Source organism: Antribacter soli (genome assembly GCF_021568775.1).
In the GTDB taxonomy this organism is placed as follows: domain Bacteria; phylum Actinomycetota; class Actinomycetes; order Actinomycetales; family Cellulomonadaceae; genus Antribacter; species Antribacter soli.
Window position 1 is genome coordinate 51,098 of the sequence record NZ_JAKGSG010000010.1, and the last position, 12,126, is coordinate 63,223.

The window sequence follows — 12,126 nt, forward strand, 5'->3', positions numbered from 1 at the left end:
GCCGCACGGGCACCGCTCTCCGGATAACGTTCGAGGGTGACCCGCGAGCCCCTGCTGCTCACCGCCGACGCCGCATGCCGCCTCCGGCTGAGGTCGCAGGGGCTGGCGCCCCAGGTGCCGAGCGGCCCCGGTGACGATCGCGGCGGCCCGAACCCGGTCGACGTCGTGCGGCGCATGGTCGCCCTCCAGGGCCAGGACCTGCCCTCGGTGCTGCGGGCGATCGCGATCCGGTCCCGCCCGGGAACCACCCTCGACGACGTGCGTGCCGCGTTCGACGCGGGCGATCTGGTCCGCGGCTGGACGCAGCGCGGCACGCTGTTCGCGACCACGCCGCGCGACCTGACGGCGCTGGTCTCGCTGACGGCCGAGCGGATGATCCGCGCCGCGAGGCGCGTCCGCGAGTACGAGGGCATCGACGACGCGGTCATCGCCCGGGCGGAGGGGGTCGCCCGGGAGGCGCTGTCCGACAGCGGGGTCACCCGCGCCACGATGATCGACCTGTGGCAGCAGGCGGGCGTGCCGATCGAGGGCCAGCGGGGATATCACCTGATCGCCGCCCTGGCGTTGCGGGGCGTGCTGCACTGGGGTCCGTTCGCCGGGGCGCAGCAGCTGATCGTCGCGACGCCGGTCGCGCACGGCGCCCCCGAGGATCCAGCCACGCTCCTGCGCCGCCTGGCGCGCGCCTACTTCGCGAGCCGTGGCCCCGCTACGGCGGAGGATCTCGCCTGGTGGCTCGGCCTGCCCAAGACCCCGGTCCGCGCCGCGGTCGCATCGCTCCAGGCGCTGCCCGACGGCGCCCCGCTCACCCCGGTCGCCGTCGACGGGAAGGCGATGCTCGCCGTCGGGCGCGAGGACACCGCCGGGCTGGAGCGGGCCGGGGTGGTGCTCGTGCCCGGGTTCGACGAGATCGTGCTGGGCTACCGGGACCGCAGCCTGGTCGCGTCCGAGGAGGCGATGCGGACGGTGGTCCCGTTCATCAACGGCGTCTTCCGGCCGGCCGTGCTGGTCGACGGGCAGGTCGTGGGGACGTGGCGCCGCGCCCCCGCGAAGGGCGAGGCGCCGTTCGACCTCGTCCCGGGCGTCCCCGCGCGGACCCGCAGAGAGATCGCCGCCGCGATCGAGGCGTGGCGCCTCGGCTGACCCACGCAACCGGCGCTCGGGACGGATTCACAGGGACGATGCGTGCGACGAGAGCAGCCGATCGAGCGCGGCTTCACCGGCGGGCTTCCAGGTCGGCTTGCCGCGGCGGGCACGGACATCCCCATCGAGGTACCGATCGGCTTCGGAACCGCGGCCGTGTCGGCGCTGGTAGGCGTCAGGCGGGCCCGCGGGCGAGGATCGACAGGCTCTTGACCCCGTACGTGTGGCTGGCGTTGCGCGCCCGCGTGGAGATGAAGTGGTAGTCGTTTGCGCGGATCTCCACCACGGAGAAGCCCGCCGCTGTGATCGCGCCCTGATACGCCTCCTCCTGGGCCGCCCCGCCGATGCACGACGCCCACAGGTCGGTGTTGCAGACGATCTTCTCGGTCAGCGGTCTCTCGGTCACGATGTCGGCGACGGCCAGGCGCCCGCCGGGCCTCAGCACCCGAGCGGCTTCTGCGAAGACTCTCGGCTTGTCGGGCGAGAGGTTGATGACGCCGTTGGAGATCACGACGTCGAACGTCCCGTCGGTGTACGGAAGCTCGTCGATGCGTCCTTGCGTGAACTCGACCGCGCCGAAGTCCCCCTCGTCGCGGAGCCGCTCGGCCTTGTCGAGCTGGGCCGGGGTCATGTCGATCCCGGCAACTCGTCCGCGCTCTCCGACTGCCAAGGCCGCGACGAAGGCGTCCATGCCGGACCCGGAACCGAGGTCGAGCACGTGTTCGCCCTCCCGGAGGTCGGCGAGGTCGAAGAAGTGCCCGACGCCGGCGAACGACTCGATCGCTCCGGACGGGATGCGGTCGAGAGCCGAAGGCTGGTAACCGAGCCGTTCGGCCAGCGCGCGTCCCATCTCGAAGTGGAAGCGTCCGCCGGGGTTCTCGGCCACCGCCTTGTACATCGCCTTGACCTTGTCCTCCAGCTCCTGGCGGTCGATCGTGGTGGCGGTCATGTGTTCACCTTCTCGACCCGATCACCTACCACCTCGAGGGTGCTGATCACTGTGGTCGGGTTGGCGAGCGCGTCGCGTACCGGCGAGGTGTCCTGGACGTACCGGAAGAGCTCTTCGAGGTCCGCCGTTGTGGTGTTCGGGCTCGACACCCGCGCATGGGCCCGGATCTCCGTGAACCCAGACCGGGGCCCGTCCAGGCCGAGGAACCGCCGCACGTCGAAGTCGCCCTCGATCTCGTACTCCATCGAGGAGATCTCGATCCCTCGCGCCGCAGCGTTGGCGACGTAGCCGACGGCGTAGCAGAAAGCGAGCGCCTGCAGAAGCAGCTCGACGGCGTTCGGGCCGGCGTTCTCACCCAGGAGTACCGGTGGCTCGTCGCCCTGCAGGACGAAGGCCCGCGTGCGGGTGGTGTCCTCTGCCCCGTTGTGGATGAATCGCCCGATCTCGCCCGTGCTGTGGGTGCCCTGCTCCCACACGCTCTTGGCCCGCCACGTGAAAGCGGCCAGCCGATGGTCGTCCTTGATCGCGTTGATCGTCCCCACGAGCTGGTCGACGTCGATCCCGTTCCGCACTGTGCCAGTAGTCATGGCACACCTCCTCGAGCAGGGTGCGGTCCCGGTGACCGCACTCTGCTGACGACGCTACGAACGGTGCGTTCCTCCGGCGTTCCCCGCCCGACCGAGGGGTTCAGGCGGCAGCGGCCAGACGGCATCGTTCGGCATCGAGGCGCTGCCCGGCCTGATCGAAGGTCGCCGCCGCCTGCTCGAGCAGCCGGGTCGCGGCGTCGGCGTCGCCCTCCGCGGCCGCGACGGCGGCCCGCGCCTCCAGCGCTGCCGCGTGCCACCCGCCGCCGGGCCAGTGGGCAGACACCCGCTCCGCCCTCGCCAGGTACCCGTGTGCTCGGACCAGATCGTTCACCCGAGCGGTGGCCATCGCCGCCGCGACGAAGAAGCCCATGGCGCACGGCTCGCACAGCGGCTGGTCGCTCATCCGGGCCTCGGCCCGGTCGACGACCGTGATCGCCCGACGGGGATCCCGCTGGGCCAGCACCATGGTCCCGTACACCTTCCCCAAGAGGTGCCGCTCCAGGGTGGATCCCTGCGAGACGCGCTCGGCCTCCTCCAGGAGGGTCGTCGCCCGCTGCGCATCGCCCACGGCGAGGGCCGCCTCACCCAACCGCTGGAGCGACAGGGCCTGCCCGGCCGACGCCGCGACCGCCTCGTGCAGGCGGGCCGCTCGCTCCAGGTGGTACTGCGCCTCGTCGAGCCGGCCGCTGAGGAGCTCGGCCTCTCCCAGCAAGCACGTCGCGAAGGCTTCCCCACGCCCGGCGCCGCTGCGGACGGCAGTGGTCCGGAGCTCGGAGGCGAACTCGATCACCTGGTCGTAGGGCTGCTGCCCGTAAAGGAGGTACTCGGCCAGGCACAGGTGCGCGTCGAACACGCTGCTCGCGACGGCCTCGGGGCGCCGCGCCGTGTCGTTGAGCTCATAGCGGACCCGCTCCCGCCACAGGCCGCGGCTGTGCGCGACCAGGCCGAGGAGCTCGGTCGCCTCGCCCAGGCCGGCCGTGTGCCCGGACGCCATCGCGAGGTCGCGCGCCGCCCAAGCCGCATCCTCGGCCACGTCGACCGCCCCGCCCGCCCACGTGACGAGCCCGCGCACCACCGCGGCGGCGATCCGGTCCTCCGCCGTGACCGGCTCCGCGTGGTCCGCCGTCCGCCCGGCCCCCTCGATGTCCCCCGTCGCGAGAAGGGCGCGCGCCTTCATCAGCGACAGCCGGGGGCGGGTCTCGGCCGGCGCCTTCGCCAGTGCGATGTCGTAGGCGGTGACCGCCGCCGGGTCCCCTGTGACGTAGAGCAGGTCCGCACGGAGCGCCAGGAGCCGGGCGACATCTTCGGGCGCGGCGACGTGCGCGCTCGCATCGGTCGCGAGGCGGAGGGCGTCCGCGTAGGCGCCGAGGGCGGCAGCCTGCAGGGCCGCCTTCTCCAGCCACGGAGCGGTCGCGCCCGCCTGGCCGGCCTCGACGAGGTGGTAGGCCACCCGTGCGGGGTCGGACCCTGTCGCGCCGAGTCGCTCCGCCATCTCGGCGTGGATCCGTCGACGTCGGTGGCGCGGGAGCGAACGCTCCAGCGCACGTCTCAGGAGGGCGTGCCGGAACCGGTATCCCGTCCCGTGCTCGTCGATCACGCCCGCGAGGATCGCCTCATCGAGGTACTCGAAGGCCGTGGCGTCTTCGACACCGACGACGGCGATGAACTCGTCCGCGGTGAACCGGTCCTCCGTAACCGCCACTCGCTGCAAGGCCTCGCGGACCGGCTGGCCGAGGCGGTCGAGGCGGGCCGTGACCACCTCGTAGAGGCGATCCGGGATCCTGAGGTTCCCGTCGGCGTCGGTGGCAACGGCCAGCTCCTCACAGTAGAAGGGGTTCCCCTCTCCCAACCGCCAGATCGACTCGACCGTCGCTTTCGACGCGTGGCCTGCCGAGGCTGCCGCGACCAGGTCCACCACCGCATCCGGCGCGAGTCGGCCAAGTCGCAGATCCGTGCAGCGCGGGTTTCTCAACAGCGTTGACCGGAGGACGGCCAGCTCCGGCACGAGGGGCTCCGAGCGGTGGCTGAGCACGAGCAGCACCCGGTGGTACGGCGCGATCCTGCCCAGGTAGGTGAGGAGCTGGAGGGAGCCGTCGTCGGCGTGGTGAACGTCCTCGAGGACAAGCATCAGGCCATGCTCCGACGCTGCGGTGGTGACCGTCCGGGCAACCGAGGAGAACATGCGCTGCCGCTCGACCCCGGGCATCGCCGCCTCCAGCCACGACAGCCTGGCCGGCTCACCCGTAGGCACTGCGACTCGGCCCCTGGCGTCCTGCCCGAGCGCACCAGCCAGGGCGGGATGCTCTGCGAAGGCCGCGTCGAGGGTGGTCAGAATCGCGGCGAACGGCGACGACGCCTCTTCCACCTGGGCAGCGCCGACGACGACGACCGCGCCGTCGGCCCGTGCCACGCGTGCCAGCTCCTCGCAGAGCCGGGTCTTGCCGATCCCGGCCTCACCGGAGATCAGGACGACCCCGCCGCGCCCGGCCTGGGCCTCGTCCCACCGCCCGAGCGCGCGCTCGATCTCTGCGTTGCGACCCACCAGCGGTGTCGTGGCGACCGGGAGAGGCGGTGGCGCCTTCTTGATCTCGTTCCACAGGGCGATCGTCTCCGGGCTGGGGCGCACACCGAGCTCACGGAGGAGCAGGTCCTGGAGCCGGTCGAACGCCCGCACGGCCGCGTGGCGATTCCCCCGGTCCAGCCACATCCGCATCAGGCCGCGGTGCGCCTCCTCGTCCAGCGGCTCCTCCTCGGCCAGCCGCTCCCACATCCCCAGCCGCCGTAGTCCCTCCAGGTACTTCAGACGCAGGCGCTCGCGAGGGCCTGCCGCCCACTCGTCGTAGCGGTCGTCGGGCAGCAGGTCTCCTCCGTAGAGCCCGAGCGCGGCACGCCACGCGGCGTCGTCCTGGGTTCTGGTGGCGGCGTCCACGGCGCGTTCGAACGTCTCGGCGTCGACCTCGAGGTCGCCTCCGGGGAAGAGCGCGACGACGCCGTCGCTCAGCCTGACCGCGTCGGCGGACCCGAGGACAGTCCGGGCGAAGTGCGCAGCCTTGCGCAGGTTGGCCCCGCCCGCCTGCAGCGGCAGGTCCGGCCACAGCAGGTCGATCACCTGGTCGGCGGCGAGCCGGTGGTTCCGTGCCAGGGCGAGGATCTTGACCAGCTCGAGCGCGCGACGGTGCCGCCACGCGCCCGCCGGTATCTCCCGGCCACGCACTGTGACGCCAAATCCGCCAAGCAGGGCCACTGTGCACTGCACAGCCGAAGCCTAACTCTGCGTTCTGCGCGACCTTAGGCTCGCCGGTCGGAAGTCGGCGGTCATCGAGACCGACAAACGGCGCAGCCGGACCTACGTCTCCGCAGGTCCGGCTGCTGGAGATGTCAGAGACATCCCTTGCCTGGCGCGTCTGGATCAGGGGGTGTACTTGAAGATCCAGAGCCCGTGGTCGCGGTCACTGGCCGCGACGTACTCCTGGCCGTCCTGCTGGAACACCTGGACGCCCCAGAAGTTGTTGCCGGACCCGTCGATGTAGTGGCCCTTCTCCACCAGCTCGTCGTTCTCGATCTCCACGACCCGGAAGCCGCCGGAGTAGTAGGAGAAGTAGAGCCGGTTGGCGACCGTCTGCGACACCGCCACCTCGTGCACGGAGAGGTCACCGGAACCGGTCGCGTGGTCCTCGTCGTGCGCCTCGGGGATGGCGTACGTGTCAAGCTCGGTCATCTTGCCGTCCTCGTTGGCGAACAGGTGCACGTAGCCCCAGCCGTCGAAGATCGCCTTGAGCGTGATCACGTCCCCGAGCGTGCCGATGGCCACGCCCGGAATGGTCGTCGCGGAGCCCGCCAGGCAGCCGGCGTCGTCGTACCCGGCGACGTCGAAGAGCCCGTACCCGGACTCACGGTCGACCGAGAAGGTCGGCGTCTCGCCCTCCACGGACATCCCGAACGGGCCACAGCCGTCAGCGCCCTCACGGTTGACGATGACCGCGCCCTCGTAGCCCTTGCCGTCGACGTTCGCCAGCTTCTCGGTGAAGGTGCAGACGCCTCGGGACACGACGGCGATCTGGCTGCCGCTCGCCGTCGACGGGGCAGCGGGGACTGCTGCGTCGGCGTTGCACGCCTGGCCGACGTACACAGCGTCACCGCTGACCGTGTCACCACCGGAGACGTGCGTGGTGCCGCTGCCCTGGGACGACGGGAAGAAGCCGCCGTCGTCGGTCGAGCCCTCCGCGGAGTCCGGACCAAAGTCCTCGTCGGCGCCGATGACGTACTGGTTGTCGATCGTGAACTCGGCCTGGTGGGCGTTGCCTTCGGGCTTCTCGGCCAGTCCCGCGGACTCCAGGAGCTCCGGGTCGGGGTTGGCGAAGTCGGTGTCGCCGAGGTACTGCGGGGCCCGCACGTCGGTGATGTCGATCGTGACGTAGCCGGCGTCCCAGTACGACAGCAGCATGACCTGCCTGCCGTCGATCTCCTTGACGATCATGTCGTGCAGGAACACCTCGACGAGGTTGCTCGGCGCAGCCTGCACGATCTGCGGGAAGGTCTCGTCCAGGTCGTACTCGGCCGCGAGGAACGGCTTCTTGGGGTTGGTGATGTCCATGATGTCGACGTCCGTGCCCTCCTCGTTGTCGGTCATCACGACGTAAGCACGGTCACCGGCGTCCCACGCGAAGACGCTGTGGATCTCGTTCGCGTCCTTCTTGCCCTGACCGTTCACCGTCGAGTCACCGATGCCTTCGGCAAGGGGCGTCGGGTGTGCGGGATTCGTCACGTCGTAGAGGTTCAGGCCTCCGACGCCGGACGTGTCCTTGCACTTCTCGTTGTTGGACACGAGGATGTCGCCGCTGAACTGCGGTGTGGTGATCGGGATGGCCTGGATGCCCTCGCCCGGGTAGCTGCCCTCCTTGGAGGCGATGAATGCGACCTCTTCGGGAGCGGACACGTCGGAGATGTCGACGACGTGAACGCCGTTGTACTTGCACGTCGTCGATCCCCAGGCCGCGAGATAGGCGTGGTCGCCGAGAACCCCGACGTCGGCGATCTTCTCCGGTACGACGTTCTTGAGCGCGGTCTTGCTGACGACCTCGATGTTGCCCGAGCTGCTGGCCGGCAGGTGACCCTCGCCGTCGCCGTGCTGGTGCGCATCACGCGCGCCGTCGCTGTGGGTGTAGCCGCCGTCGTGGTCGGGGTGGGCGTAGGCCCCACCCGCCAATGAAACGGTCAGTGCTGCGGTGAGCAGGAGCGCACTGAGACCTGCGGTGGATCGCAATCGCATGATGACTCCGAGTGATCGTCCCGATTGTGTCGCGGAGGGTTTGCGCCCGAAAAATGAGGGTGCCGGGGATCACCGTAGGGAAGATTGTCCGGTTCGGGAAGCGCCCTTTCATAAAATGATTGTTTCGTCCGGACGCGTCATCTGTGCCTTCCGCGCGAGCCCGGCGGGGCGAGGCGGGGCCGACGGACCCGGCGGCATCCACCTCTGGTGACCGAGGCATGCCGTTCGGAGGCACCTCGACGACGGAGCGCCACCGGCGCTGACCGGCGACGCCTGGCCAGCACGTCACGCGTTCAGCGCGCTCTTTTCGCATCAGTACTGATCTGTTCTGTTCGTTAATTGACGATCCTGCGGGATGGAACTACCTTTTCGGTGGCCCAGCCCTCAAACCGCTCAGGCGTTTCGTTCAGAAACGATCATTGGTGATCGCGGAGTCCGCCCTGGCGGCCAGTCGACGACGACAGGAAGCGAACATGAGAACCTCCCCCCGGCGCGCGCCACGTCGAGCGCCACGGCTCGCCGCCTCGGCAGCCGCCACCCTCGCCCTCGGCGTCGCCGGACTGCTCGTGCCGCCGGCCGGCGCCGCGCCGCTCCCGGCGGCCGCCCCGCCGGCGACGGCGGTCGTGGCGTCCGACAGCGAGCTGCCCGAGGCCGGGCTGCCCGAGCTCCGCCTCGACGACCCGTCGATCAACTGGCGCGAGCTCCTCGTCGACGGCGAGGACGTCGAACGCCGCCCGGACGGCACGCCGTACAACGCGTTCGGCGGCTTCGGGTCCGTCTCGTGCAACAACACGTCGAACCTGCTCCTCGACTACAAGGAGGAGAACCCGGACGCCTACTGGGCGATCATGCGCCTGCTGTTCGACCCGGTCGAGGGCGCCGGCCTCAAGCACATCAAGGTCGAGCTCGGGTCCGACAGCAACAGCTCGTCCGGTGCCGAGCCCGCCACGAAGCGCAGCGCCGACGAGCCGGCGAACGTGCTGAGGGGCGCGGGCTTCCACTTCATCGCCGACGCCCGGTCGATCAACCCCGACATCGAGCTCGAGGCTCTGCGCTGGGGCGAGCCGTCGTGGACCGGCAACGACCCGGCGAAGCGGTATCAGTGGTACAAGGAGACGATCGACGCCGCGTACGACACGTTCGGCGTGGAGTTCGACTGGATGAGCCCGTCGCAGAACGAGGTCCGCGGCGCCACCTACCAGGCGTCCGAGCTGCGGTGGACCGTCCAGTTCGCGCAGTGGCTCGAGCGCGATGCCGTGGCGGCGGACGCCCGCTACGACTACTCCCGGATCAAGATCGTCGCGCTCGACTCCTACCGGGAGGGCGACGCCATCGCTGCCCGCATCCTGGCGGACCCGGCCGCGCTGGAGCAGGTCGACGCCCTGGGCTACCACTACGACATCGTCGGCGGTCCCAGCGTCACCCGGCTGAACAAGGAGTTCGGGAAGGAGATCCTGTACTCCGAGGGCGTCGCGCCGATGATCGACCCTCAGTACCGGGTCGCCGCGGACCCGGCTCGTGGCGGCGTCGGCGGGACGGTCTCCGCCGCGGACATCGCGGACCGGTTCATCAACGCCTACCGGTGGAGCGGCGCCGGCCAGGACCCGGCGCACATGACGACGTTCCTCTTCCAGCCCGCCGTGAGCGCCATGTACGAGGGCACGCAGTACTCGCCCAAGCACCTGGTCCGCGCCTCTGACCCGTGGTCGGGGTACTGGGAAGGCGACGTGGGCATCGTTGCCGTGCGCCACTTCCACCAGTTCGTCGAGGACGGCTGGGAGTACGTCGAGGGCGCCACGGGCGGCGACGGCACCAAGGGCGACGGCGGCACGAACGTCGACACCTCGACCCGCACCGTCCTGACCGCCCGCATGCCGGCGGACGCCGTCGGCGAGCCCCAGTGGACGCAGGTCCACGCCAACAACACACGCACGGACCGGTACTTCGAGGTCAAGGTCGCCAACCTGGGTGAACAAGATCGGCCGCTGTACGCGTGGGAGACGCGGGGCGCCGGCGCCGGAGAGGCCTACGACGCGAACTACTTCCAGAACACCGGGTACTACGCGCCGGTGCGGACCGAGACGATCGACGGCGTCGCGCACACGGTGTACCGGGTGCACGTGCCGGCCTACTCGATCGTCACCCTGTCGACGCTCGCCGAAGGCGTGCACGGCACCACCGAGGAGTACACCCCGGGCGACTTCGCGCCGCAGGCGCAGGACACGATCCTCGAGCTGCCGTACCGGGACAACTTCGAGTACGACGAGTACCCGGTCACCCTCGTCGGTGGCCGCGAGATGACGTACCTGGATCGCCGGGGCGGCACCCCGCGGTACACCGCCGACCAGGACGGCGCGTTCGAGGTGGTCGAGACCGACGACCGGTTGCACCACCACGTGATGCAGCAGCAGAACCACGCCGGCAACCGCGGCTTCACGTGGAACGTGTGGGGCAACGGCCGGCAGGACGTGCTCTCCACGGCCGCTCCGTCGACCGTGCTCGGTGACCACCGGTGGGTGGACTACACCGCCACGGTCGACTTCAGGCTCGACCGCGTGGACCGGGACGCTGCCCTCGAGAACTTCGCAGGCCTCGGCGTGCGCCAGACGTACATCCGTGGCGGCGACCAGGCCACGTACGCCGTGCGGGTCCACGAGGACGGGCGGTGGGAGCTGCGCAAGCTGGACGTCGTCGTCGCGTCAGGGACCGTCGCCGGGTTCGACGCCGGTGCGTGGCACACGCTCGCCGTCGAGGCGCGGGAGAACGTCGTGACCGCGACGCTCGACGGCGCGCGGCTGGTGCAGCACGTCGACCCGTCCGCGAACCCCGTCCTCGCAGGGCGCATCGCCCTGGTGAGCGGGTACTACAACACCCAGTACGACAACCTGGCGGTCACGCCCGTCGACGGGTCCGCGTGGGCGTCCGAGAAGATCGACGACTCGGACGCGCGCCTGGCCTACCCGGACGGCTTCACGTTCGCCCAGGCGGGCTTCGCGCACTTCAACCGCACTCAGCACGTGCTGCGCGCCGGCCAGTCGATGGCCGTCGCCTTCACCGGGACGGGCCTGAACCTGTTCGGCGCCACGGGTGCCGCCACCCTGGAGGTCCGGATCGACGGCGGTGTGCCGCGCACCGAGCAGGTCGGCACCGTCGGGACGAGGCAGACCTCCTACTGGCTGCGGGGTCTGCGGCAGCAGGAGCACACGGTCACGGTGCGGGTCGTCAGCGGCACGTTCACGCTCGACGGCGTCGACGTCCCGAGCGGGGGCGCCCGGGTGCGCAGCGTGCCACCCGAGGAGCGTCCCGTCGCGGTCGCCGAGCCGGCCGCGCGGACCGCGACGGTGGTGGGCGAGGCCCCGCAGCCACCGCGGACCGTCCGCGCGACGTCGGAGGCCGGCACGACCATCGACGCCGAGGTCTCCTGGTTCGTCCCCGAGGGTGCGTTCGACACGCCGTACGCCCTGGTCCGCATCGACGGCACGTTCGTTGCCGACCCGTCGCTGCGGATCTCCGGATACGTCGAGGTGGTGCCCGAGGGTCTGCTGTACCTCATCGACGCCAACGCGCCCGCGGCGCCGAACGCGGTGGCGTACCCGGCCATTCGAGCCAAGGTCGAGGCCGACGGCGGCGCGCTGCTCAACGCGGAAGCCGACGCGGCCTGGTCGCCCGAACGGGGATGGGGACGGGCCGCGACGTACAGCGCCAAGGGCCTGCTCAACACCAACCCGTACGACAAGATGCGGGAGACCGGCTGGTACACCGCCGGGACGTCGACGCCGCTGCAGTACCGGCTCACGCTCCCGGCCGGCACGTACACCGTCTCCTCGGGCCACACCGAGTGGTGGAACCCGGGCAGCGGGCGGTCCCGCCGCATGGCGACGTCGGTCACCTGGACCGCGTCCGACGGCGTGGTCCAGACCGTGCCGGCGGGGTCCGCGGCCTTCCCGAACGGCAGCAGCGGACGCTCCGCCGTGCTCACGGGCACGTTCACGCTCGCCGAGCCAGCTGTCGTTACCTACACCGTCGCGAGCGACGGCGGCACGGAGGCACCCGTGATCAGCTGGCTGGCGGTGGCGGCCGCAGGCGCGGGTTCCTAGCGGACCGCGGGGGGGGGGGGGGGGGGGGGGGGGGGGGGGCGGGGGGGGCCGCCCCCCCCCCGCCGCAACCGGATGTGGCCCGGG

At 71.0% G+C, this 12,126-nt stretch carries 6 protein-coding genes; 2 read left to right on the forward strand and 4 right to left on the reverse strand.

All coding sequences use genetic code 11. From position 1 onward, the window contains the following. The first annotated feature begins 36 nt into the window (after positions 1–36). A complete protein-coding gene (locus L1785_RS02780) occupies positions 37–1,140 on the forward strand; it encodes a winged helix DNA-binding domain-containing protein (RefSeq protein ID WP_236087607.1) in 1,104 nt (367 codons plus the stop codon). 175 nt (positions 1,141–1,315) lie between these two features. On the opposite strand, the gene L1785_RS02785 is transcribed toward L1785_RS02780, so the two are convergent. From L1785_RS02785 to L1785_RS02800, 4 genes are all read right to left on the reverse strand, one after another. After that, the gene (locus tag L1785_RS02785) at positions 1,316–2,089 is read right to left on the reverse strand and encodes a methyltransferase domain-containing protein (RefSeq protein WP_236087608.1); all 774 of its coding nucleotides are present in this window, start codon (positions 2,087–2,089) and stop codon (positions 1,316–1,318) included. Then, a complete protein-coding gene (locus L1785_RS02790; protein ID WP_236087609.1) occupies positions 2,086–2,676 on the reverse strand; it encodes an OsmC family protein in 591 nt (196 codons plus the stop codon). Before L1785_RS02790 ends, L1785_RS02785 begins: the two co-directional genes overlap by 4 nt. A 100-nt stretch (positions 2,677–2,776) precedes the next feature. Next, the gene (locus L1785_RS02795; RefSeq protein ID WP_236087610.1) at positions 2,777–5,932 is read right to left on the reverse strand and encodes an ATP-binding protein; all 3,156 of its coding nucleotides are present in this window, start codon (positions 5,930–5,932) and stop codon (positions 2,777–2,779) included. Between the two features lie 153 nt (positions 5,933–6,085). Further along, on the reverse strand, positions 6,086–7,945 hold the full coding sequence (locus tag L1785_RS02800; RefSeq protein ID WP_236087611.1) for a PA domain-containing protein: 1,860 nt from the start codon (positions 7,943–7,945) through the stop codon (positions 6,086–6,088). Positions 7,946–8,418: 473 nt separating this feature from the next. Here L1785_RS02800 and L1785_RS02805 point away from each other — a divergent pair, with 473 nt between their 5' ends. Next, positions 8,419–12,042 (forward strand): hypothetical protein, encoded by a 3,624-nt coding sequence (locus L1785_RS02805; protein ID WP_236087612.1) that lies wholly within the window; start codon positions 8,419–8,421, stop codon positions 12,040–12,042. The last annotated feature ends 84 nt before the right edge of the window (positions 12,043–12,126 follow it).

Coding starts and splice junctions, on each gene's coding strand:
- L1785_RS02785 (WP_236087608.1), bottom strand. CDS start 2,089: ATGACCGCCACCACGATCGACCGCCAGGAGCTGGAGGACAAGGTCAAG.
- L1785_RS02790 (WP_236087609.1), bottom strand. CDS start 2,676: ATGACTACTGGCACAGTGCGGAACGGGATCGACGTCGACCAGCTCGTG.
- L1785_RS02800 (WP_236087611.1), bottom strand. CDS start 7,945: ATGCGATTGCGATCCACCGCAGGTCTCAGTGCGCTCCTGCTCACCGCA.
- L1785_RS02805 (WP_236087612.1), top strand. CDS start 8,419: ATGAGAACCTCCCCCCGGCGCGCGCCACGTCGAGCGCCACGGCTCGCC.